24 protein-coding genes and 1 pseudogene are annotated in these 21051 nt (G+C 57.9%); 10 read left to right on the forward strand and 15 right to left on the reverse strand.

Annotated features, from left to right (window positions below):
• Positions 1–7: 7 nt before the first annotated feature.
• From pstA to AACY49_RS08555, 5 genes are all read left to right on the forward strand, one after another.
• Positions 8–1678 (forward strand): phosphate ABC transporter permease PstA, encoded by a 1671-nt coding sequence (pstA, locus tag AACY49_RS08535; RefSeq protein ID WP_258698243.1) that lies wholly within the window; start codon positions 8–10, stop codon positions 1676–1678.
• A gap of 146 nt (positions 1679–1824) precedes the next feature.
• Complete coding sequence (gene pstB, locus AACY49_RS08540) at positions 1825–2658, forward strand: phosphate ABC transporter ATP-binding protein PstB (RefSeq protein ID WP_007934504.1); 834 nt, start codon at positions 1825–1827, stop codon at positions 2656–2658.
• Between the two features lie 71 nt (positions 2659–2729).
• Complete coding sequence (gene phoU, locus AACY49_RS08545; RefSeq protein ID WP_007896483.1) at positions 2730–3491, forward strand: phosphate signaling complex protein PhoU; 762 nt, start codon at positions 2730–2732, stop codon at positions 3489–3491.
• Between the two features lie 195 nt (positions 3492–3686).
• A complete protein-coding gene (locus AACY49_RS08550) occupies positions 3687–4640 on the forward strand; it encodes a response regulator (protein ID WP_258698242.1) in 954 nt (317 codons plus the stop codon).
• Positions 4641–4846: 206 nt separating this feature from the next.
• On the forward strand, positions 4847–5743 hold the full coding sequence (locus tag AACY49_RS08555) for a peptidoglycan DD-metalloendopeptidase family protein (protein WP_339522955.1): 897 nt from the start codon (positions 4847–4849) through the stop codon (positions 5741–5743).
• 114 nt (positions 5744–5857) lie between these two features.
• Here AACY49_RS08555 and AACY49_RS08560 read toward each other — a convergent pair whose 3' ends face one another.
• The 3 genes from AACY49_RS08560 to phoB form a co-directional block, all read right to left on the reverse strand.
• Complete coding sequence (locus AACY49_RS08560; protein ID WP_258698240.1) at positions 5858–7198, reverse strand: hemolysin family protein; 1341 nt, start codon at positions 7196–7198, stop codon at positions 5858–5860.
• Positions 7199–7321: 123 nt separating this feature from the next.
• Positions 7322–8608 (reverse strand): phosphate regulon sensor histidine kinase PhoR, encoded by a 1287-nt coding sequence (phoR, locus tag AACY49_RS08565; protein WP_258700819.1) that lies wholly within the window; start codon positions 8606–8608, stop codon positions 7322–7324.
• Positions 8609–8683: 75 nt separating this feature from the next.
• A complete protein-coding gene (gene phoB / locus AACY49_RS08570; RefSeq protein WP_007896474.1) occupies positions 8684–9373 on the reverse strand; it encodes a phosphate regulon transcriptional regulator PhoB in 690 nt (229 codons plus the stop codon).
• Positions 9374–9525: 152 nt separating this feature from the next.
• Between phoB and AACY49_RS08575 the strand changes: the two genes are divergently transcribed.
• Complete coding sequence (locus AACY49_RS08575; protein WP_258698239.1) at positions 9526–9903, forward strand: COG4315 family predicted lipoprotein; 378 nt, start codon at positions 9526–9528, stop codon at positions 9901–9903.
• Positions 9904–9970: 67 nt separating this feature from the next.
• Here the strand turns inward: AACY49_RS08575 and ubiA are convergent, their stop codons facing one another.
• Positions 9971–10861, reverse strand: a complete 891-nt coding sequence (gene ubiA, locus AACY49_RS08580) for a 4-hydroxybenzoate octaprenyltransferase (RefSeq protein ID WP_339522958.1) — start codon at positions 10859–10861, stop codon at positions 9971–9973.
• A complete protein-coding gene (locus AACY49_RS08585) occupies positions 10861–11424 on the reverse strand; it encodes a chorismate--pyruvate lyase family protein (protein WP_258698237.1) in 564 nt (187 codons plus the stop codon). The genes ubiA and AACY49_RS08585 overlap by 1 nt, the downstream gene beginning before the upstream one ends.
• A gap of 199 nt (positions 11425–11623) precedes the next feature.
• Between AACY49_RS08585 and AACY49_RS08590 the strand changes: the two genes are divergently transcribed.
• The 4 genes from AACY49_RS08590 to AACY49_RS08605 all read left to right on the forward strand — a co-directional run bounded on the left by AACY49_RS08590 (position 11624) and on the right by AACY49_RS08605 (position 15128).
• A complete protein-coding gene (locus AACY49_RS08590) occupies positions 11624–11791 on the forward strand; it encodes a rubredoxin (RefSeq protein WP_237885215.1) in 168 nt (55 codons plus the stop codon).
• 21 nt (positions 11792–11812) lie between these two features.
• Entirely contained in the window at positions 11813–12961 is a 1149-nt protein-coding gene (locus AACY49_RS08595) for an NAD(P)/FAD-dependent oxidoreductase (RefSeq protein WP_258698236.1), read from the forward strand.
• A gap of 192 nt (positions 12962–13153) precedes the next feature.
• Positions 13154–13429: an HU family DNA-binding protein gene (locus tag AACY49_RS08600; RefSeq protein ID WP_003213368.1), complete on the forward strand. Its 276-nt coding sequence runs from the start codon at positions 13154–13156 to the stop codon at positions 13427–13429.
• A gap of 424 nt (positions 13430–13853) precedes the next feature.
• Positions 13854–15128 carry a glycoside hydrolase family 68 protein gene (locus AACY49_RS08605; protein ID WP_258698235.1) on the forward strand — a complete coding sequence of 425 codons (1275 nt, stop codon included), beginning with the start codon at positions 13854–13856 and terminating at the stop codon, positions 15126–15128.
• Positions 15129–15583: 455 nt separating this feature from the next.
• On the opposite strand, the gene AACY49_RS08610 is transcribed toward AACY49_RS08605, so the two are convergent.
• The 10 genes and pseudogenes from AACY49_RS08610 to AACY49_RS08655 all read right to left on the reverse strand — a co-directional run bounded on the left by AACY49_RS08610 (position 15584) and on the right by AACY49_RS08655 (position 21024).
• Positions 15584–15979 carry a DUF6124 family protein gene (locus AACY49_RS08610; protein WP_258698234.1) on the reverse strand — a complete coding sequence of 132 codons (396 nt, stop codon included), beginning with the start codon at positions 15977–15979 and terminating at the stop codon, positions 15584–15586.
• Positions 15980–16590: 611 nt separating this feature from the next.
• The gene (locus tag AACY49_RS08615) at positions 16591–16830 is read right to left on the reverse strand and encodes a hypothetical protein (RefSeq protein ID WP_258698233.1); all 240 of its coding nucleotides are present in this window, start codon (positions 16828–16830) and stop codon (positions 16591–16593) included.
• Positions 16752–17084 (reverse strand): competence protein ComJ, encoded by a 333-nt coding sequence (gene comJ, locus AACY49_RS08620; RefSeq protein ID WP_339522968.1) that lies wholly within the window; start codon positions 17082–17084, stop codon positions 16752–16754. Before comJ ends, AACY49_RS08615 begins: the two co-directional genes overlap by 79 nt.
• A gap of 67 nt (positions 17085–17151) precedes the next feature.
• Complete coding sequence (locus tag AACY49_RS08625) at positions 17152–17586, reverse strand: hypothetical protein (RefSeq protein WP_258698232.1); 435 nt, start codon at positions 17584–17586, stop codon at positions 17152–17154.
• 75 nt (positions 17587–17661) lie between these two features.
• The gene (locus AACY49_RS08630; RefSeq protein WP_258698231.1) at positions 17662–18108 is read right to left on the reverse strand and encodes a hypothetical protein; all 447 of its coding nucleotides are present in this window, start codon (positions 18106–18108) and stop codon (positions 17662–17664) included.
• A 416-nt stretch (positions 18109–18524) separates the two neighbouring features.
• Positions 18525–18998 carry an SMI1/KNR4 family protein gene (locus tag AACY49_RS08635; RefSeq protein WP_339522971.1) on the reverse strand — a complete coding sequence of 158 codons (474 nt, stop codon included), beginning with the start codon at positions 18996–18998 and terminating at the stop codon, positions 18525–18527.
• A 96-nt stretch (positions 18999–19094) separates the two neighbouring features.
• Entirely contained in the window at positions 19095–19706 is a 612-nt protein-coding gene (locus AACY49_RS08640) for an imm11 family protein (RefSeq protein WP_258698229.1), read from the reverse strand.
• 165 nt (positions 19707–19871) lie between these two features.
• Entirely contained in the window at positions 19872–20252 is a 381-nt protein-coding gene (locus AACY49_RS08645; RefSeq protein WP_339522974.1) for a hypothetical protein, read from the reverse strand.
• 22 nt (positions 20253–20274) lie between these two features.
• Positions 20275–20646, reverse strand: a pseudogene (locus AACY49_RS08650) (hypothetical protein); the annotation flags it as partial.
• Between the two features lie 96 nt (positions 20647–20742).
• Entirely contained in the window at positions 20743–21024 is a 282-nt protein-coding gene (locus tag AACY49_RS08655) for a hypothetical protein (RefSeq protein ID WP_339522976.1), read from the reverse strand.
• Positions 21025–21051 lie beyond the last annotated feature (27 nt).

Here is a 21051-nt window from a genome sequence, read left to right on the forward strand (position 1 = left end):
GAAGTCTGTGAAACAGAACTCCCTGAATGGATGGTTCAAGAGCGGCGCCCCCGGCGTCTGGATCAGCGGTGGCGCGGTGTCCATTGCGGTCATCATGACCATTGGCCTGCTGGCGGTGATTGCCGTGCGCGGTCTGGGTCACTTCTGGCCGGCGGACCTGATCCACGCCAGCTACGACGTGCCGGGCCAAGCCAATCACCTCGTCATCGGCGAAGTGGTGCAGAAGGAAGAAGTGCCACGCGAGCGCCTGAAAAGCGCTGGCCTGCCGGTGCCCGATCAGGGTCCGGAGTTCATGACTCGCGAGTTGATCAAGGTCGGCAACCGCGATCTGAACGGCACCGACTTCACCTGGATTGTCGGCGAGTGGCTGACCAGCCAGAAAACCCCACCTGAGCTGATGGCCATCGAGCGTCGCGAGTGGGGCAACTTCTATGGCTACCTGGTCAACGTCAAACAGGACGGCAAGGTCATCGCTGAAGGCGAGGCCGCATGGCCTGAGTTGCAGGCCCGTGTCGAGCGCGTCAACCAGCTCGCTGTGCAGCTCAAGAGCCTGGAAAAAACCGACATCGGCGCGATCAACGCCGGTCTCGAACGTGTGCGTCTGCACGGTCGCAAACTGGAACTGGCCGGCCATCTCGACGCTGCCGCACAAGCGGACCTGGAGTCCGAACGCGCCGAGTTGAATGCCCGTTATCAGGAAATCGAAGCGCGTCTGAACGATCTGCACACGCAGTTCAACCGTGACAGCCTGACCGCTCGCGACGCGAACGGTAAAGAGATCGAAATCGGCATCGGCAAAGTGGTTCACGCCTACCAGCCGAACGCGATGGGCACCTTCACCAAGATCGGTTTCTACTTCAGCAAGGTCTGGGAATTCCTCAGTGATGACCCGCGTGAAGCCAACACCGAAGGCGGGATTTTCCCGGCGATTTTCGGCACCGTGATGATGACTCTGATCATGGCGATGATCGTGACGCCCTTCGGCGTGCTGGCAGCGGTTTACCTGCGTGAATATGCGCGGCAGAACACCATGACTCGCTTGATCCGCATCGCGGTGAACAACCTGGCGGGTGTGCCTGCGATCGTTTACGGCGTGTTCGGTCTGGGCTTCTTCGTCTATGTGCTGGGTGGCTCGGTCGACCGCCTGTTCTTCCCGGAAGCACTGCCGGCACCGACCTTCGGTACGCCGGGCCTGCTTTGGGCTTCCCTGACCCTGGCGCTGCTGGCGGTGCCGGTGGTGATCGTGGCCACCGAAGAAGGCCTGGCGCGGATTCCTCGCACCGTGCGTGAAGGCTCGTTGGCCCTCGGCGCGACCAAGGCCGAGACCTTGTGGAAGATCGTGCTGCCAATGGCCAGCCCGGCGATGATGACCGGCATGATCCTCGCCGTGGCCCGTGCCGCCGGTGAGGTGGCACCGCTGATGCTGGTGGGTGTGGTGAAACTGGCGCCGTCGCTGCCGGTGGATGGCAACTACCCGTACTTGCACCTGGACCAGAAGATCATGCACTTGGGCTTCCATATTTATGATGTCGGCTTCCAGAGCCCGAACGTCGAAGCCGCGCGGCCGCTGGTGTACGCCACGGCGCTGCTGCTGGTGCTGGTGATCGCCACGTTGAACCTGTCGGCCGTATACATTCGAAACCACCTGCGCGAAAAGTACAAAGCGCTGGATAGCTGATTTGAAGCAGCACTGATTTCTATGTGGGAGCGAGCCTGCTCGCGATGGCATCACCGCGGTTTCAGAGTTAAACCGCATTGCCTGAATCGCGAGCAGGCTCGCTCCCACAAAAAATGAACCGAATTTGTTAGCACAGGGAGCCTCCCATGCAGCACGAAGCACACACTCACGGCATCAACATGTCGGCCTTGGGCCGCGACAAACAGAGCCTGAGCCTCGAGCAGGAAACCGTGGCCATCGAAGTACCGGGCCTGAGCCTGTTCTATGGCGAGAAACAAGCGCTGTACGACGTCAGCATGAACATCCCGAAACAGCGCGTGACCGCCTTCATCGGCCCGTCCGGCTGCGGCAAGTCCACGCTGCTGCGCACCTTCAACCGCATGAACGACCTGGTGGACGGCTGCCGCGTCGAAGGGGCGATCAACCTCTACGGCAACAACATCTACCGCAAGGGCGAGGACGTTGCCGAGCTGCGTCGTCGGGTCGGCATGGTGTTCCAGAAGCCGAACCCGTTCCCGAAAACCATCTATGAAAACGTGGTTTACGGTTTGCGCATCCAGGGCATCAACAAGAAACGCATCCTCGACGAAGCTGTCGAGTGGGCGTTGAAAGGCGCGGCGCTGTGGGATGAGGTCAAGGATCGTCTGCACGAGTCGGCACTCGGCCTGTCCGGTGGTCAGCAGCAACGTCTGGTGATTGCCCGCACCATCGCCGTGGAGCCGGAAGTGCTGCTGCTCGACGAACCGTGCTCGGCACTCGACCCGATCTCCACGCTGAAAGTCGAAGAGCTGATCTACGAACTGAAATCCAAGTTCACCATTGTTATCGTGACCCACAACATGCAACAGGCCGCGCGGGTTTCCGACTACACGGCGTTCATGTACATGGGCAAACTGGTGGAATTCGGCGACACCGATACCCTGTTCACCAATCCGGCGAAGAAGCAGACCGAAGACTACATTACCGGTCGTTACGGCTAGGAAGCTGTTGTTGCTCACTGAACTGACGCTGCGGTCCACCGCACCTTACCGGACGCTCCAAGGACGCCAACATGATTAGTAAAGAAGGCCTTACCCATCACATCTCCGCGCAGTTCAACGCTGAGCTCGAGGAAGTGCGCAGCCACCTCCTGGCCATGGGCGGGCTGGTGGAAAAGCAGGTCAACGACGCGGTGACCGCGCTGATCGAGGCCGACTCTGGCCTGGCCCAGCAAGTGCGCGAGATCGACGACCAGATCAACCAGATGGAACGCAACATCGACGAAGAATGCCTGCGCATTCTGGCCCGTCGTCAGCCGGCGGCGTCGGACTTGCGTCTGATCATCAGCATCTCCAAGTCGGTGATCGACCTGGAGCGCATCGGCGACGAAGCCACCAAGATCGCCCGTCGTGCCATTCAGTTGTGCGAAGAAGGCGAAGCCCCACGGGGTTACGTCGAGGTTCGCCACATCGGTGACCAGGTGCGCAACATGGTTCGCGATGCACTGGACGCTTTTGCCCGCTTCGACGCCGACCTGGCGTTGTCGGTGGCGCAGTACGACAAGATCATCGACCGCGAATACAAGACCGCGCTGCGTGAACTTGCCACCTACATGATGGAAGACCCGCGCTCTATCTCACGGGTCTTGAGCATTATCTGGGTGCTGCGTTCCCTGGAAAGGATCGGCGACCACGCGCGCAATATCTCGGAACTGGTGATTTACCTGGTGCGCGGCACCGACGTGCGTCATCTGGGCCTCAAGCGCATGAAAGAAGAAGTTGAAGGCACAAGTGCCGAAACCGCTAATGTTCCGGGCAAAGCTGACGATAAGTAAGATTGCCCAAGAAAAGCGCCCGGCCCTTTGGCCGGGCGTTTTTGTTTGCGTGAGGCTCTCGAATTGAAAAGCCGAATTGAAAAACCGAATAGAAAAGCAGCACCCGCGAACGAAAAGTCCCGGCGTGACTGAAGAGTTTTGGCAAAGTGCCATCAGCCAGCGTTATGCTTGCCGGGATTTTTAAAGGGGTGTTGGATGAGCAAGATCAGTGTGTTGGTCGTGGACGATGCGTCGTTCATTCGTGACCTGGTAAAGAAGTGCCTGCGTAACTACTTCCCGGGGATCCGGACCGAAGATGCAGTCAACGGCAAAAAGGCCCAGGCCATGCTGGCCAAGGAAGCGTTCGACCTGGTTCTGTGCGACTGGGAAATGCCGGAAATGTCCGGCCTGGAGCTGCTGACCTGGTGCCGCGAGCAGGACAACCTCAAGAGCATGCCGTTCGTGATGGTGACCAGTCGTGGCGATAAAGAGAACGTCGTCCAGGCGATCCAGGCCGGGGTTTCCGGCTACGTCAGCAAGCCATTCACCAACGAGCAGCTACTGACCAAGGTCAAGCAGGCGCTGAACAAGGTCGGCAAGCTCGACACCTTGATGAACAGCGCGCCAACCAAAATGAACTCGGCGTTCGGTAACGATTCCCTGAGCGCGTTGACTGGCGGCAAAGCGGCGGTGGTCGCACCCTCGGCTGCGCCGGTCAACCCGTTCGCCAAACCTGCCGCCGCTGCGCCAGCCCCGGCGGCCGCGCCTGCCCGTGGCTTGCTCAACAGCCCGCCGGTCAAGGCACCTGCCGCCTCTGTCGCCGCCTCAGCTGGCGGTCGTGGCCAAGGCCAACTGCGCTTGCCGAGCGGCACTCAGCAATGTGTGATCAAGGCCTTGAGCATCAAGGAAGCGCTGCTGGTGGTGAAGCGCAGCGACACCTTGCCGCAAGTCCTCGACAGCGCCGTACTCGACCTGGAGCAGGGCGACAACGCCGAAATTGCCCGTCTCAACGGCTACCTGCACGCCATCGTCGCCCACGAGCCGAAGCCCGACAGCGAGTGGCTGCAACTGACCTTCCGCTTTGTCGATCAGGATGCGCAGAAGCTTGACTACATCTCCCGCCTGATCGCCCGTGGTACTGCGCAGAAGCATTTCGTTCCTGGCGCGTAATCTTCGCCGCCTGACAGTCCGTCTTCGCGAGCAAGCCCGCTCCCACAGTGGAATGCATTCCACTGTGGGAGCGGGCTTGCTCGCGAAGGGGCCATCACATTCACCACACATCCCCTGATCCGCCCATTTTGAAACATCTGTCGACTACGCAGGTCCACTTCTGCTGCTAGGCTCCTTCCCAGGCCTTACTCGACAGAATCTTGCCCATGCTCGCGCGCCTGCTGTTTTTCTGTGGTCTTTTCATGGCCTCCACCTCGGCTGTGGCCATGACGATCTACAGGTCCACCGACGCCAGTGGCGTGGTCTCTTACAGCGACCGCCCCACCAAAGGCGCGAAGGTGTTCGTTTTTCGGGACCGGATGGTCGAGCGCCTTGAGCGGCAGGTGTACCTCGACATCAAGAAGCAGGGGGGCATGGACAGTGTGTTCGTGCGTAACGACCTGTATGCGCCGGTCGAGATCGAGCTGAGTTTCGACGGGCTGAAGAACGTCAGCGGTGCGCCGAGCCGGCCAATCCGTCGGGTTATGCCGGCGCGCAGTAACCTACGTCTGGCACTGCTCAAGGCGACGAACGCCGGAAGGCCGCTGGTCTACACCCCAAGGTTCGAGTATTCCCTGGGCGACCCCTCAGGGGCCGCCATGGCCTATCGATATCCACTGCCTTGGCGTGGCGGGCCGTTTCGGCTGAGCCAGGGCCCTAATGGCCAATACAGCCACTACGGGCCGAAGAACCGTTATGCGATGGACATCGCCATGCCCGAAGGCACGCCGATCATCGCGGCGCGCGGCGGGGTGGTGGTGAAAACCGAGAATGGCCAGACCGGACGCGGCAACGACCCGTCGGGCAATTTCGTGCGGGTGCTGCACGATGACGGGACCATGGGCGTGTACCTGCACCTCAAGAAGGGTTCGGTCAGCGTGCGGGAAGGTCAGCGGGTGACGGTAGGCAGTGCGCTGGCGCTGTCGGGCAACACTGGCAACAGCAGCGGTCCCCACCTGCACTTCGTGGTGCAGCGCAATACCGGGTTGGGGCTGGTGTCGATTCCGTACCAGTTCAATCAACCGGTAGGCGCGTTGCCCAACTTTGCGTTGGGCAAGCAGTAAGGAGTTGCCTGACCCAACGCCATCGCGGGCAAGCCCGCTCCCACAGGTCCTGTGCAAATCCTTGTGGGAGCGGGCTTGCCCGCGAAGGGGTCGACGCGGATCTGGATCAGGGCATTAATCCAGCATCAACACCTTGGCCAAAACAATCTTCGGCCCTTTCATCTTCTTGATGATGATCCGCAAACCTTCGACTTCCAGCACTTCTTCCTCTTCCGGCACCCGTTTCAGGGTTTCGTAGACCAGCCCGGCGAGGGTTTCGGCTTCGATGTGGTCCAGGTCGATACCCAGCAGACGCTCCACCTTGAACAGCGGCGTATCGCCCCGCACCAGCAGCTTGCCTGGCTGATACGCGAGGATCCCGCGTTCGGCCTTGCGGTGTTCGTCCTGAATGTCGCCCACCAGCACTTCCAGCACGTCTTCCATGGTCAGGTAGCCAATGATGTTGCCGTCGGCTTCCTCGACCACGGCGAAATGCGAGCCGCCCTTGCGAAATTGTTCCAGCAGTTGCGACAGTGGCATGTGCCGCGACACGCGTTCCAGCGGCCGGGTCAGTTCGGCGAGGTTGAACGACTCGGGAATGTGGTCCAGGGCGGCCAGTTCCAGCAGCAGATCCTTGATGTGCAGCAGGCCGACGAACTCCTGACGCTCGCTGTCGTACACCGGATAACGGCTGAACTTGTGGCGACGGAACAACGCCAGGATTTCCTTGAGCGGTGCGTTGAACTCAAGGGTGACCAGATCTTCCCGGGAGTTGGCCCAGTCGACCACTTCCAGCTCGCCCATTTCCACCGCCGAGGCCAGTACGCGCATGCCTTGATCGCTTGGGTCCTGGCCGCGGCTGGAGTGCAGGATCAGTTTCAGTTCTTCACGGCTGTAATGGTGCTCGTGGTGCGGGCCGGGTTCACCTTGCCCTGCGATGCGCAGGATCTGGTTGGCGCTGGCGTTGAGCAGGTAAATGGCCGGGTACATGGCCCAGTAGAACAGGTACAGCGGCACGGCGGTCCAGAGCGACAGCAGCTCGGGTTTGCGGATGGCCCAGGATTTCGGGGCCAGTTCGCCGACCACGATGTGCAGGTACGAAATGATGAAGAACGCCGTGAAGAACGAAACCGCCTTGACCACTTCAGCGGAATCTACGCCCACGGCACTCAGCACGGGTTCCAGGAGGTGTGCGAACGCCGGTTCGCCGACCCAGCCCAGGCCGAGGGAGGCGAGGGTGATACCCAATTGGCAGGCCGAGAGGTAAGCATCGAGCTGACTGTGCACGGTGCGCAGGATGTGTCCGCGCCAGCCGTGCTGTTCAGCGATGGCTTCGACCCGGGTCGAGCGCAGTTTGACCATGGCAAACTCTGCCGCAACGAAAAAGCCGTTGAGCAAAACCAGGATCAGAGCAAAAAGAATCATGCCGAAGTCGGCGAATATTGTTGCGAGGGTCAAGCCAGGGGAAGGGTCCATGATGGAGTTTTGCAGGTTCCGTGTATTCGAAAGGAAAGAAAAAAGTGCGCCTGAAGGGCAGGCACAAGTCAGCCAATGTAGCGGCTGACCGGATGATTGACTAGTGGCGAGTGCTGGCCGGTATCAGTCGGCGGCGCTGATGACGCGGGATTTGGTGACCTGGGCCGGCGCAAAATGACAGGTAAACGTGCTGCCGTGCCCCGGCACACTGCTGATTTCCATGCGTGCCCGGTGGCGCAGCAACACGTGTTTGACGATGGCCAGCCCCAGCCCGGTGCCGCCGGTGTTGGAGTTGCGGCTGGAGTCGACGCGGTAGAAGCGTTCCGTCAGGCGCGGCAAGTGTTTGCTGTCGATGCCGATCCCCGAATCCTGCACGCTCAGGTGTGCGCCTTGATCGTCGCCCCACCAGCGAATGCGGATATTGCCTTCGGCGGGGGTGTATTTCACTGCGTTGAACACCAGGTTGGAAAACGCGCTGCGTAGTTCGGCTTCACTGCCCTTGAGCAGAATTGTCGGGTCGGCTTCCAGGGTGATGCGCTGATTGCGTTGACCGGACAGCTGCTGAGCGTCGCTCTTGATCGATTGCAACAGGCTGTCGATGGACACTGGCTGGTTGTCCGACGGGTAATCGGTGGCTTCCAGTTTGGCCAGCAGCAGCAAATCGTTGAGCAAGGTCTGCATGCGCCCGCCTTGCTGCTGCATCTGCTGCAGGGCACGGCTCCAGCGCGGGTTCACTTCCTCGACATTGTCGAGCAGAGTTTCCAGGTAGCCGCAGATCACCGTCAGCGGCGTGCGCAGCTCGTGGGACACGTTGGCGATGAAGTCTTTGCGCATCTGTTCCAGCTGATGAATTCGCGTCACGTCGCGCACCAGCATCAAATGTTCGTTGTTGCCATAGCGGGTGATGTACAGCTGAATGCGCAGGCGATCATTGATCGGCGAAGGAATTTCCAACGGCTCGGCGTAGCTGTTCTGCTCGAAGTATTCCTTGAAGCGCGGATGACGCACCAGGTTGGTCACGGGCTGGCCGCTGTCTTGAGGGGTCTTGAGGCCCAGCAGGGTTTCGGCAGCGCGATTCCACCATTCCAGGTTGCCGTCGCTGTCGAGCATGATCACCGCGTCTTTCAGCGCGGCGGTGGATTCCTGGACCCGGTCGATCACCGCTTGCAAGCGCCCGCGTACCCGTTGGTCACGGCGTTGCAGGTGGTAAATGCTGTCGAATACTTCACCCCACAGGCCGTAGCCGTCGGGCGGTGCCTCATCGGGTTGGTGCAGGCGCAGCCATTCGTGCAGACGCAGCAGTTGCTTGAGGGTCCAGGCCAGGTAAAGGCCCAGGCCCACGGCGAGGCTCCAGCCGTAATAGCCGGAAATCAGGCCGATCACCAGGCAGGCGGTGACCAGCAACAGCATGTGGCGAATCAGGGTGCCATGCCAGTTTTGGTTCACGAAAAATATGCATCCTTGTCAGCGAGTCTGGCGGTCGGCTCAGGCCTTGGTGGAGAACCGGTAGCCGGTGCCGCGCACGGTTTGTACCAGGTTTTCGTAAGCATCGCCGAGGGCTTTGCGCAGGCGACGGATGTGCACGTCGACGGTGCGCTCTTCAACGTAGACATTGCCGCCCCAGACCTGATCCAGCAATTGGCCACGGGTGTACGCGCGCTCCTGGTGGGTCATGAAAAACTGCAACAGACGGTACTCGGTCGGGCCCATCTCGGCGGGTTTGCCGTCAATGGTCACGCGGTGGCTGATCGGGTCCAGCAACAGGCCGCCGACTTCGATCGGCGCTTCGCCATCGGTCGGGCCAGCGCGTCGCAGCACGGCTTTGAGGCGCGCAACCAGCTCACGGGGGGAAAACGGTTTGGTGATGTAGTCGTCAGCGCCGACTTCCAGGCCCTGGATCTTGTTGTCCTCTTCGCCCTTGGCGGTAAGCATGATGATCGGGATATCACCGGTCAGTTCATCGCGCTTGAGGCGGCGGGCCAGCTCGATGCCGGAGGTGCCGGGCAGCATCCAGTCGAGCAAAATCAGGTCCGGTTTACGGTCGACGATAATGGCATGGGCCTGCTGCGAGTTCTCCGCCTCCAGGCAGTCGTAGCCGGCCATCTCCAACGCAACAGCGATCATTTCGCGAATGGGCGCTTCGTCGTCGACGATCAGAATGCTCCTGCCAACCATGCCTTAATCCTCTTGTCATTTAACTGTCTTGCGCCGCATTAGATAACGGAATTATTGCAGTCGTGTGACAGTATTTTAGCCGCCCTGCGATTGTCGCGATCCTGAACTAAGCTCTAAGTCCAAATCCTGACAACCACAAGAGGAAGGTTTCCATGAATCACATTGCTCAATCCTGGAAGGCCCTGCTGGTCACGGCTGCGCTAACGTTGCCGTCCGTGGCCTTTGCCGCCGAACCGGCCATGATGAAAGACGGCGTGATGGTCGACCACAAGGGTATGACCGTTTACACGTTCGACAAGGACACTGGCGGTAAGTCGATGTGTAATGCCGATTGCGCCAAGATGTGGCCACCGATGATGGCTCCAGCGGGTGCCAAGGCCGAAGGTGAATGGACGATCATCAAGCGTGATGACGGCATGATGCAGTGGGCTTATGACGGCAAGCCGATGTACACCTACAAAATGGACATGAAGCCTGGCGATAAGAACGGCGAAGGTTACAAAGATATGTGGCACATGCCGAAGCACTGACCCGTGTAATCCGCTCCTCGGACTTGGTCACGGGGAGCCTGCGGCAGCTGCTATAGCTCAATCGCAGTCAGCGCAACGCGTAATCCAGCACAATCCCCACGAAAATCGCCAACCCCGCCCAATGGTTATGCAAAAACGCCTGGAAGCAGCGCATCCGGTCCTTGCTGCGGGTGTACCAGAACTCCCACGCAAAACAGCCCGCCGCCACCAGCAACCCAAGGTGGAACCAGCCGCCGAGATGGAATTTCGAACCCGCCAGCAGCAGGCAACCCAACGCCAGGCCTTGCAGGGTCACGATGATCGTCCTGTCGGCATCGCCAAACAGAATCGCGGTGGATTTCACCCCGATTTTCAAGTCGTCGTCGCGATCAGTCATCGCGTAATAGGTGTCGTAGCCAACCGTCCACAACAAATTGGCGATCCACAGCAACCACGCTGAGGCTGGAAGCTCACCGGTCTCGGCAGTGAACGCCATTGGCATACCCCAGGAGAACGCCGCGCCCAACACCACTTGCGGGTAATAGGTGTAGCGCTTCATGAACGGGTAAGTGAAAGCCAAGGCCAAACCACCCAGCGACAGCCAGACAGTCGCCGCGTTGGTGCACAGCACCAGCAAGAAACTCACGCCCATCAGCACCGCGAAGAACACCAGGGCTTCTTTTGAACTGATCTTGCCGCTCACCAGTGGCCGTTGCTCAGTGCGTTTTACATGGCCATCGACCTTGCGGTCCGCCCAATCGTTGATCACGCAACCGCCAGCACGGGTCAGCACCACGCCGAGCACGAAAATCACAATATTGGCCAATGACGGCGAACCTTCACCGGCAATCCACAATGCCCACAACGTCGGCCATAGCAGCAGATAAATGCCGATCGGCTTGTCCATGCGGGTCAGCTGAATGAAATCCCAGGCCCGTGGATTCAAGCGGTTCAGGGACTTGAGCAGGCTCTGGTACATCAGCAGTTCTCCGGATGGGCGCGGGTGGCGTGCCACAAGGTCGGCAGGAAGATCTCGGCCACCAGCACGCTTAACGCGCCACGGTCGAAACGCGAGCGCCGGCCCCACAGTTCAGGCGCCTGAGCCTCCACCGGCAACCATGCTTGAGGATAGTGACAAACCTCGATGGCCCGGCGCTGAAACGCCTGATCGCAAAACAGCAATTCACCCAGGGAGCGGCTGCCCAGCTCGTCCATATGCAAGCCGTCGCCTTGCAACGCGCTACGCGCCGCCACGCTGCGGGCGAATACCCAGGCGTCGCCGTTACCGCGCAAATACACCTCGCGCACCCAGCCTTCGCTGCCCTCGGCCAGCTCCAGTGCGGCACATTCGTCGGCGCGAAGCGGTTGCCAGCCTTCGAACAGCGGCGTGACGCTGAAACCGTCATTCGACAGGCGGATCAAGCGCCGGGTCAGCGACCCTTCATCGAACAGCCAATCGAGCGTAGACGTGTCGGGGAGGGGCGTCAGTTGGCTTTGTGGAAGCCAGAGCGGCGTCGGGGAAGGGGCTTTTGAGTGCGGCACAGTGAGTCATTATTGGCAGCAAATGAGGCGGCGAGCTTACCATGTCAGACGGCGATTTTGATTGATCCGGCCTGCCGTTGCGCCGAACAGGCTTGCATCTGCCGGCCCCGATCAGTACAAAACGCCCTGAGCCGGACGGCAGCGCTTCACTCATCGACCGTTCGCGCCGGCAAAAGCCTGAATCTGAGGAAGTACCTGAATGAAAAAGTGGCAATGTGTGGTCTGCGGCCTGATCTATAACGAAGCCGACGGTTGGCCCGATGAAGGCATTGCGCCGGGTACGCTGTGGCAGGACGTGCCGGAAGACTGGCTGTGCCCGGACTGCGGCGTGGGCAAAATGGATTTCGAAATGATTGAAATCAACTAAGAATCAAAGGAGCAACAAGGAATGAACGCACCTGTCGTGATCGTCGGCACTGGGCTGGCTGGCTACAACCTGGCCCGGGAGTTTCGCAAACTCGATGGCGAAACCCCGCTGCTGTTGATTACCGCAGATGACGGACGCTCCTACTCCAAGCCGATGCTCTCCGCCGGCTTCGGCAAGAATAAAGACGCCGATGGCCTGAGCATGGCCGAACCGGGTGCCATGGCCGAGCAATTGAAGGCTGAAGTGCGCACCCACACGCGCATAAGCGGCATCGACCCAGGCCACAAGCGCCTGTGGATCGGCGAAGAATCGGTGATCTACCGTGACCTGATCCTGGCTTGGGGCGCGGAAACCGTGCGAGTGCCGATCGAAGGTGATGCGGCGGACGCCGTTTTCCCGATCAACGACCTTGAAGACTACGCACGCTTTCGCGCGGCCGCGGCCGGCAAGCGTCGGGTATTGCTGCTGGGCGCCGGTTTGATCGGCTGCGAATTCGCCAACGACCTGATTCTCGGTGGCTACGAGGTGCAACTGGTTGCCCCCTGCGAACAGGTCATGCCGACCTTGCTCCACCCGGCGGCGGCCGCTGCGGTCCAGGCCGGCCTGGAAAGCCTGGGGGCGCGCTTCCACCTCGGGCCGGTGCTCAATCGCTTGCAGCGAGTGGCTGACGGCCTGGAAGCGCATCTGTCCGACGGCCAAGTCATCCCGTGCGATGTAGTGGTGTCGGCCATCGGTCTGCGTCCGCGCATCGACCTGGCCGCTGCTGCCGGTGTGCAGGTCAATCGCGGCGTGGTGGTCGACCGTCAGCTGAAAACCTCTCACGCCAACATCTACGCCCTGGGCGACTGCGCCGAGGTCGATGGGCTGAATCTGTTGTACGTCATGCCCCTCATGAGTTGTGCGAGAGCGCTGGCTCAGACCCTCGTCGGAAACCCTACGACGGTGAGCTATGGCCCGATGCCGATCACCGTGAAAACCCCGATTTGCCCATTGGTGGTTTCGCCGCCGCCACGGGGTGCGGAAGGCGTGTGGACGGTCGAAGGGCAAGGCACGGACATCAAGGTGCTGTGCCGTGACAGCGCCGGCAAATTGCTGGGCTACGCCCTGACAGGCGCGGCGGTGATGGAAAAACTCGCCCTGAACAAAGAGCTTCCGGCCCTGTTGGCCTAAATAGCGGTCGTTCTGTCGGAATCACCCCGTTTTTGCCCCTACAAAGGTCGCGGGGAGACTGGCGCCGCTCTAAAGCGCGTGCCATTCTCACTCCCGTCTGCCGCAGAGTAGAGCACCTGCGGCGCCTTGGGCGCTGTTCCAACGAGAACGGCACGGACATAACAACAAAAAACCGTCAAAGGGGCTTCACTAATGCGTAAACCAGAACTCGCCGCTGCAATCGCGGAAAAAGCAGATCTCACCAAAGAACAGGCCAACCGCGTTCTCAACGCCGTTCTCGAAGAAATCACCGGCGCTCTGCATCGCAAGGATAGCGTCACGCTGGTGGGCTTCGGGACCTTCCTGCAACGCCATCGCGGTGCCCGTACCGGCAAGAACCCGCAAACCGGTGAGCCAGTCAAAATCAAGGCCAGCAACACCGTCGCCTTCAAGCCAGGCAAGTCGTTGAAAGACAGCGTAAATCCGTAACACGCACCGACTACCCGCCTGGCGGGTGAGCGAGATCAAAAATGGGCACGCCAACGAGGTTGGGTGCCCATTTTTTTTGGTTCTTCACGGCCTTGTGCTGGGCTTTGCGCAGGATGCGCCGACTCAGTTGACTGATCCACCCAGGCCTGCTTCCGCCCGTTGCATCAATGACGCGCACCCTCGACCGACCAGCGGTTCAAAGCACTTCTTTTGCAAGTAACGTCGCCGAACTGGTCGAGAATAAACTTCTAGAAACCTCGCAAGCTGAAACGTATCAGCTTCAGAAAAATATCAAATTATGCACAAATGCATTTTTTCTTGACCCGCAAGATCGAGTCCCTTAAGGTTAATTTGCTGTATGTATATACAGTATTTTCTTGATCGAATATTTATTCGAATTCATTCATGGACGAGGTATCACCCTATGAAAAGCAACACTGAAAAATTCGGCAAAACGCCCCATCAATCCAGCCTCTGGACCCGCGCTGATGCGTTGAAAGTCCGTGCGGACGATCCCACCACCACTCAGCCGCTGGTCAGCGCGGATTTCCCGGTATTGAGCAACGAAGTGTTCATCTGGGACACCATGCCGCTGCGCGACTTGGACGGTAACGTGACGTCCGTCGATGGCTGGTCGGTGATCTTCACCCTGACTGCCGATCGTCATCCAAACGACCCGGAGTACATCGACGAGAACGGCAACTACAACGTCATCCGCGACTGGAACGACCGCCACGGTCGGGCAAAGATGTACTACTGGTTTTCTCGTACCGGCAAGGACTGGAAACTCGGTGGCCGTGTGATGGCTGAAGGGGTTTCGCCGACCGCTCGCGAATGGGCCGGTACGCCGATCCTGTTGAACGACCAGGGTGAGGTGGACCTGTATTACACCGCTGTCACCCCGGGCGCGAGCATCGTCAAGGTGCGGGGCCGGGTGGTGACCACCGAACATGGCGTCAGCATGGTCGGCTTCGAGAAGGTCAAGCCGCTGTTCGAGGCCGACGGCAAGATGTACCAGACCGAAGCACAGAACTCCTTTTGGGGCTTCCGTGATCCATGGCCATTCCGCGACCCGAAGGACGGCAAGCTGTATATGCTGTTCGAGGGCAACGTGGCCGGCGAGCGCGGCTCGCACAAGGTGGGCGAAGCGGAAATTGGCGATGTGCCGCCGGGTTATGAGAACGTCGGCAACTCGCGTTTTCAGACTGCCTGTGTCGGCATCGCCGTGGCCCGTGACGCGGACGGCGACGACTGGGAAATGCTACCGCCGCTGCTGACCGCCGTGGGGGTCAACGACCAGACGGAACGCCCGCACTTCGTGTTCCAGGACGGCAAGTACTACCTGTTCACCATCAGCCATACGTTCACCTATGCTGACGGTGTGACCGGGCCGGATGGGGTGTACGGTTTTGTCGCGGATTCGCTGTTCGGCCCTTACGTGCCGTTGAACGGTTCCGGCCTGGTGCTGGGCAACCCGTCCTCTCAGCCGTTCCAGACCTACTCGCACTATGTGATGCCCAACGGCCTGGTGACCTCCTTTATCGACAGCGTACCGACCGACGCAACCGGCACGCAGATTCGTATCGGCGGCACTGAGGCACCGACGGTGGGCATGAAGATAAAAGGGCAGCAGACGTTCGTGGTGGCCGAGTACGACTACGGCTATATCCCGCCGATGCTAGACGTCACGCTCAAATGATAGCGATACAGGGCTTTCAGGCAGCGGGTTTGAGGTCGATGAAAAAACCGTTGTGGATATGATCGAGATATCCCGCCTGATTCACTGCGACGTTGATCGCAAGCCCTATTGAATAATGTGTAGTAACAGCCCTTCGTTACTGGCTGCAAGGATGCAGCCAGTAACGGGTATCTTCCCTCCGCTACCGCCTCCTGTTCGTCAGGCCAGCATTTTGTCTCGCGTTTCCTTCAGATTCGCAGTCACCCGCGACACCCTTGCCTCTGGCTAACACCTCCTCTTGCCGGGTGTGTAAAGGGCTTCTACCTCCAAGTCATCCAACTCACCACCACAGTGAGCCAAACAGCGCCAGTGACGGCGCTATTCGCCATGCCTGGCGCACCAATAAAAAGGTTCTTCACGGTTTTCCGGGAAGAACCATTTTTTATGGGGGGCGGAGTACTTTCTTTCCTGGTGGATCAACTGACTCGGCTTTGTTTCCTGGCGAGAATCGCTGCTATTTCCGGCTCATTCAGGTGATCCAGCGCTCGCTCCACCAACAAATGCACCCCGTCGGCCAGGCGGCTGAGCGACAGGGCTACGGAGCGGCGTGAACCGTCCACGTCGTCGGCGAGGTCGGCGGCGATGGCGCTGATGGACAAGATATCTTCCGAGGCATTGGCGAGGAGGGCTTCAGTGTTGATGCCCGGGCAGACGCTGAAGAGTTGGCCTTTGCGTTTCGGTGGCTTTGGTTCGGCTGGCGGGAAGTGATGGTCGAGGGCGCGTTCGGCGGCGTCGTTGAGTTTTTTTGAATCGGGGCTTTCGTATGGGGAGACCGGATCGGTGTCCGGTGGGTTAGGTGTGACCTTGAACATGACCTTCAATTCCTTGAGTGATGCTGACACCACTTCGCCGACTAAACGAAGGGGTGGCAGCTGTACGCAGGTTAGTCGGACCGGGGAATTGAAGAAGCCGGCGCACCCAAAGGTGCCCTACGCACAGCCACCATCAAAATGCAGGTAGCAAGTACCTGTCTGACGGACGCTTGTACAACTTCAATTACCAGCGGGCGACTAAACCCGACCACTGACGATCAGTGACACGAGTCAAGTTACCGACCGACCCCAAAGCGCACAAGCCGGCGGATTCTGGCGTAGCCGTAGGCAACGACGCAAGGTGTTGTAGCTTTCACGGCGTTACCTACAAGGCTTTTAAACAAGCACTGTCAGGCATTGGCGTGGGATCGATTGGAAAACCATTTTTGATCAGGATTGGGGGGGCTGAATCAGGTTGCCGAGTTCGTCGTAATGGTGGTGCAGGCTGCTGGCCGCACTGTGTTCGGCAGCAACTGACCGAGGGCGTCGTAGATAAAGAAGCGATGGACTCGACTGACCGGATGGCGAGGGAACATGATGAGCGCGAGCTGGAAAAATGAGCACACCGACTGGATCAGGTGCCCATTTTTGTTGGACGCAGAGATGAACGTCTAACAAAGTCCCTCTACCAGTACCTTGTCTTTCTCGCCACCCCAAGGATCGTCCAGCAGGTACTTGGCTAGAACTCTGCTGTCTGATGGGACCAGAGTGGTTTTGTAAGAGATTTCTTCACCCTCGCAAACCTCGAAGTACAACGCATAGTCGCGTTTCTCTAGATCAAGCTCGACCTTGAAGTTTTCAGCAACGGATGCAATTTCCACATGACTGGGATCTGTGACATGAAACGGCACGACGATGCAGCGCTGGGTGCTGGGTGCTGGGTGCTGGGGTCGAGGCGGAAGCTGTCTTCCAGTTTCAGGTGCATGTTTGCACCGAAAGCGTCTTCGGGTAGGGGGTCAAACACAACGTAATCGCTATGAATGATCGCACCCTGCTCCAAATTAACCTCGCCCCATTGGCTTGAGGCTTCGTCGAAGGGCCGTGAGCGGAATTGAATCTGGCTGTGGGAGATTAATAGGTCCATAACTTGAGCTGTCTTTTTCATCCATAAACCTCGATCGGTATCCTGCTTGGTTTCTCCGACACGTTGATCCTAGAGTCCCCGGCCTTGCTCAGGCTTTTTTCTCTAAATAGAACTTCAGATATTTTTTTGGTCTTTCTTGAAAGGCTCGCGCCTTACCGAAGCTATAAACATCGTCAAAGTATTTATAAGCCTGTGAATAATCTTCCAGTTCAAAGTAGACCATTCCCAAGTTGATCAACGGACCTGTATCGATATCTGACTCTCGGCCATCCAGGGTCTTTTGTGCCCAGTCTTTAGCGGCCTCGAAGTCACCGTTGTCGAAGTGCAGGTTGAAAAAAGAACCTGTGACCCATGACGACAAAGGTGTCCATTCAAGTTTTGGTTCAGGAAGCAAGTCCCATGCTTTTTGGTACAAGGCCTGGCCTTCATTTTTTTTGTTTTGCTCATCGAGCTCATTGCCCGAGGCCATAATGGCCATTATCTCGTCTGCCAGTTCGGGATTTTCATCGGCTAAGTCTTTCATATGATAACTCTGCATTTATGGTAGGCGTCCTTTTGACACTTTGATCGCTATAAGTGGCGTCAGATTACTAACAGCCTACTCTAGGAATTCTACTGCAGTTTCCCCTTCTAAGGCTTGAACGGCCGTTCGATAAATGACCGTCCAACTATCCTCTGGCGATCTTTTAAGAATATGTTTTGAACCAAACACGTAGATGGTGTCGCCAAGTGAAATTTTTTCTTTTATGTGCTGTGCCGAAGGTGAAATTAAAAATTGATGTAAGAAAACCATGGGTCGGCCCTGATGATACAACCAGGTTGGTCCTCCCACCCATACAGGTTTTTCCTTCAAATACAGGAACTCATTTTCCAGACGTTCTGTTAGCCATTTCTTTTTATTTTTGGGGGCGCCTTGCTTAACGTATTCGTCGTAAAGGCCCCGTGCAAAATCTTCTGCACCTTCGGCCTCCATCGACGCGGATTGCTTTTCTGCAATCTCCATCGCAGCACCCCAGAAAACGTGAAAATCCGTCAACCCGCTCATGTTTTCTCCTGTGAAGCCTGCTTTACCATTGCCCGGTAGTTTTTATAACTTTCACTAAGTCCCGCCCGTATGGCGATTGATGGACCCGAATCAAGACTCAGATATAGAAGTTGCCGCCCTTCGCGATATTGGCTGCCACCTCCAGCACGCCGCCGAGGATGTCGACCATCATTGAGGAGTGGTTGAGTGCATCGTCCAGCCGGGCGGCCCAGAGCGCGTCAGACGTGCGCGGGGTTCATCCGCCGCAAGGGGCTGGATGCGACGCAATCGTTGCGCCGGTTGCGTATTTCGACGCCTTCCATTGCCCCCTTTCTCCCTGTTGATTACGGTACGCGCATCAGCGCAACCTTCAGGCGTTTGATCTGCTTCGGATACTTGAGGCATCGACTGGACGTATGTTATCCACACTGGTTCGCTTACTCCTCGTCTATATCCTCCTCATTAATCAGTCCTTGAACAAATCGGATAAAATTTGAGCAAACATGTTTTTCAGATCGGCTCTGATTCTCTTCAGGGCTCAGATCGCTATTAAAGCTATCAGTCGTGAAATAACTGATGGAGCCCGATTCAAGATTCAGGCAAAAGAAATTGCCGCCCCAGTCGTTCGCGAAAGGTAGGAGGTGCGCAGGAATAACCTGTTTCTTCAGCATGGATTGGTAAGTGGACAGCAGCGAGGGGGAGCCATGGGCAATCGGCTTGAAGGCGGCCACTTCCAGTGGCTCGTCAAAATCTTCGCTGAGCCAATATGTCCGTTCCGGCATACCGCCGTTGTACTTGAGGTAATGGTCTCGAAAAGGGGGCGGTAGTTTCTTTCCGATAGCGGACTCCAGATGGTCCAGATCCACTGGAGTAATGGTTGCTTCGTCATCTGAGAATGTGTTTTCGATCATGACTCATCTCAAGGGGGCGGTATCAGTTTGTAGGGCGACGTTGGCCGCCACTTCCAGCATGCCCCAAAAATGTCGACCATCATGGGGGCCAGAAGCCTAGGCTTGATTTTTATAAGGGACAAACGTGCGGTTGGCGATATAGAAACCCAAGCCTTTGTAGCTTTCGAATTTTTTCTCGATCATAGAATCGGCCAACTGCTGAGAGATCAGCAGGTCTCCCGACTGTGGCTCACGAGCAATCCCGCACATTCCTGCAGCATTGTCCAGGAACCAGGTTTTAGTGAAATACATAATCGATCCATCATCGTCCCGTTCGGCGACAGATTGCCCTTTGTCGATCGCGTTGACGGTATTGATGGCATTCACAATGAAAAAAGTTTCGTCGACCTCTTCCCCGTCTGCAATGACGACAGCAGGCTGAATGAGCTGGATGTCCTGAGCAGATCGATGGGTGAGAAAATCTGCCAGTCGCTCAGTGACTAGTGGAACTCCCCCTAGTAGCCATAGGCAGTCATACGCAAGCAATTTATTTTTCTTACACGAAAAATAAACCTTTGGCTTGTCCATATTCAATGGGTAGGGTTTTCCCGCCAACAATGACAGGTAGTCAAAGTTGGAGTCGGCGGTTTCATAGGAACCGCTTTCGATGTCATACGAGCCGATCAGCTGTTCGCTGTAGTAAGTAGGGGCTTTCCAACCTAAGATCATGTTTGAATTTCCTAGTCGTAATAGGCACCGGCCGTCCAGCAGGTTGGCGGTGGGGTCGTACTCGAAATGCCTTTGCAAGGCGGCCGGCGTTATCGAGGGCCGTCTAGTGTGTTTGGCATTGTCGCGTAGGTAAGCGACCACTGCGGTAAGGTCCCCGTGCGCTCACTACTCACTGAATACAAAGCTTTCTTGTGCCAGTTTATGTTCGGTCCGGTAATTGGTTTCCCATTCAAGGTAGTCTTCGGGAGGTTCTTGGCTGATTCCCTGGGTGGACCAATATTGTTTTCCATAGGCTATCAACATGGCCCAGTGGTACTCCAGTTCGTGGCTCCTTGAAATGACAGCCATGTAGTTACTGACAGGCTTGTTTATTACAGGCGCAGCAGCCATAAGCGAATCGGCTTCCGCTTCGGTCCTGTTGGCATAGTGAACAATAATTCCTCGGATGACTTCGACCCAACTACGCATGTTGAAAATAACCGTTTCAACCAGGTCATCATCATCTTGGAAAACCATCCCATCGACAAAATTATCTCTGTGCATCATGAACAACCTTTAATTTTGAATGCGCGACATGGGACGGGATCGCTCCGGCGGCTCGTGCGGCGGGAATGTTATTGGTGAGGTGAGAATGTGCGCCCTGCACCGTGGGCGGGAAGAGGGCGTTGCTGAAACTCTCGCACCGGTTACTCAAGCCCTTGCCGGCCCCGGTCTTGCTCATGGCGTGGCCGACGATGGTACCGACCACCACGCCGAGCAGGAAGCAACCGAGCCCGCCGGTGACGACGGTGATGCCCATGGCCGCGACCGCTGCAGTTGTCGCCACCACGGTGATCGCAATATTGGCCGCCGCCTCCAGCACGCCGCCAAGAATGTCGGCCATCATCGAGGTGTGGTTGAGTGCGTCGCCCAGCCGGGCGGCCCAGAGCGTGTCAGACATGCAGGGTGTTCATCCGCCGCAAGCGTCTGGCCACCGCGCAATCGTTGCGTTTGTTGCGCAATTCGATGCCTTCCATTGCACTGTTCTCCTTGTTGGTTACGGCATGCGCATCAGCGCGGCTCTAAGGCGTTTGATCAGCTTCGGATCCTTGAGGCAATCGGCCGGCCGTATGCTATCCAGGGCGGGCACTTGTTGTTCGATCCACCACAATCCTTCCTTGAGCCCTCTTTTACCGTAGAGGATGACCGCCATGTCGAGGTTGCCATCCAGTTGTTTCGCCAGGGTGCGGGCGTTGTCGTCGAGATAGTCCTCTTCGAATAACCGCACAAGCACTTGCCAGTCGGCATCGCCGAGGTATTCGTCTTCCAGTTGTTTCATCTTCTGCGCTCACTGGCCGGGTCAGAT

Source organism: Pseudomonas sp. EL_65y_Pfl2_R96, from assembly GCF_963970905.1.
Classification (GTDB): domain Bacteria; phylum Pseudomonadota; class Gammaproteobacteria; order Pseudomonadales; family Pseudomonadaceae; genus Aquipseudomonas.

What these genes read in the sequence shown, in the direction of transcription:
- pstB (WP_007934504.1), top strand. Translation starts at nt 1,825, where the DNA reads ATGCAGCACGAAGCACACACTCACGGCATCAACATGTCGGCCTTGGGC.
- phoU (WP_007896483.1), top strand. Translation starts at nt 2,730, where the DNA reads ATGATTAGTAAAGAAGGCCTTACCCATCACATCTCCGCGCAGTTCAAC.
- AACY49_RS08550 (WP_258698242.1), top strand. Translation starts at nt 3,687, where the DNA reads ATGAGCAAGATCAGTGTGTTGGTCGTGGACGATGCGTCGTTCATTCGT.
- AACY49_RS08555 (WP_339522955.1), top strand. Translation starts at nt 4,847, where the DNA reads ATGCTCGCGCGCCTGCTGTTTTTCTGTGGTCTTTTCATGGCCTCCACC.
- AACY49_RS08560 (WP_258698240.1), bottom strand. Translation starts at nt 7,198, where the DNA reads ATGGACCCTTCCCCTGGCTTGACCCTCGCAACAATATTCGCCGACTTC.
- phoR (WP_258700819.1), bottom strand. Translation starts at nt 8,608, where the DNA reads ATGCTGTTGCTGGTCACCGCCTGCCTGGTGATCGGCCTGATTTCCGGC.
- phoB (WP_007896474.1), bottom strand. Translation starts at nt 9,373, where the DNA reads ATGGTTGGCAGGAGCATTCTGATCGTCGACGACGAAGCGCCCATTCGC.
- AACY49_RS08575 (WP_258698239.1), top strand. Translation starts at nt 9,526, where the DNA reads ATGAATCACATTGCTCAATCCTGGAAGGCCCTGCTGGTCACGGCTGCG.
- ubiA (WP_339522958.1), bottom strand. Translation starts at nt 10,861, where the DNA reads ATGTACCAGAGCCTGCTCAAGTCCCTGAACCGCTTGAATCCACGGGCC.
- AACY49_RS08590 (WP_237885215.1), top strand. Translation starts at nt 11,624, where the DNA reads ATGAAAAAGTGGCAATGTGTGGTCTGCGGCCTGATCTATAACGAAGCC.
- AACY49_RS08595 (WP_258698236.1), top strand. Translation starts at nt 11,813, where the DNA reads ATGAACGCACCTGTCGTGATCGTCGGCACTGGGCTGGCTGGCTACAAC.
- AACY49_RS08600 (WP_003213368.1), top strand. Translation starts at nt 13,154, where the DNA reads ATGCGTAAACCAGAACTCGCCGCTGCAATCGCGGAAAAAGCAGATCTC.
- AACY49_RS08605 (WP_258698235.1), top strand. Translation starts at nt 13,854, where the DNA reads ATGAAAAGCAACACTGAAAAATTCGGCAAAACGCCCCATCAATCCAGC.
- AACY49_RS08610 (WP_258698234.1), bottom strand. Translation starts at nt 15,979, where the DNA reads ATGTTCAAGGTCACACCTAACCCACCGGACACCGATCCGGTCTCCCCA.
- comJ (WP_339522968.1), bottom strand. Translation starts at nt 17,084, where the DNA reads ATGAAAAAGACAGCTCAAGTTATGGACCTATTAATCTCCCACAGCCAG.
- AACY49_RS08625 (WP_258698232.1), bottom strand. Translation starts at nt 17,586, where the DNA reads ATGAAAGACTTAGCCGATGAAAATCCCGAACTGGCAGACGAGATAATG.
- AACY49_RS08630 (WP_258698231.1), bottom strand. Translation starts at nt 18,108, where the DNA reads ATGAGCGGGTTGACGGATTTTCACGTTTTCTGGGGTGCTGCGATGGAG.
- AACY49_RS08635 (WP_339522971.1), bottom strand. Translation starts at nt 18,998, where the DNA reads ATGATCGAAAACACATTCTCAGATGACGAAGCAACCATTACTCCAGTG.
- AACY49_RS08640 (WP_258698229.1), bottom strand. Translation starts at nt 19,706, where the DNA reads ATGATCTTAGGTTGGAAAGCCCCTACTTACTACAGCGAACAGCTGATC.
- AACY49_RS08645 (WP_339522974.1), bottom strand. Translation starts at nt 20,252, where the DNA reads ATGATGCACAGAGATAATTTTGTCGATGGGATGGTTTTCCAAGATGAT.
- AACY49_RS08655 (WP_339522976.1), bottom strand. Translation starts at nt 21,024, where the DNA reads ATGAAACAACTGGAAGACGAATACCTCGGCGATGCCGACTGGCAAGTG.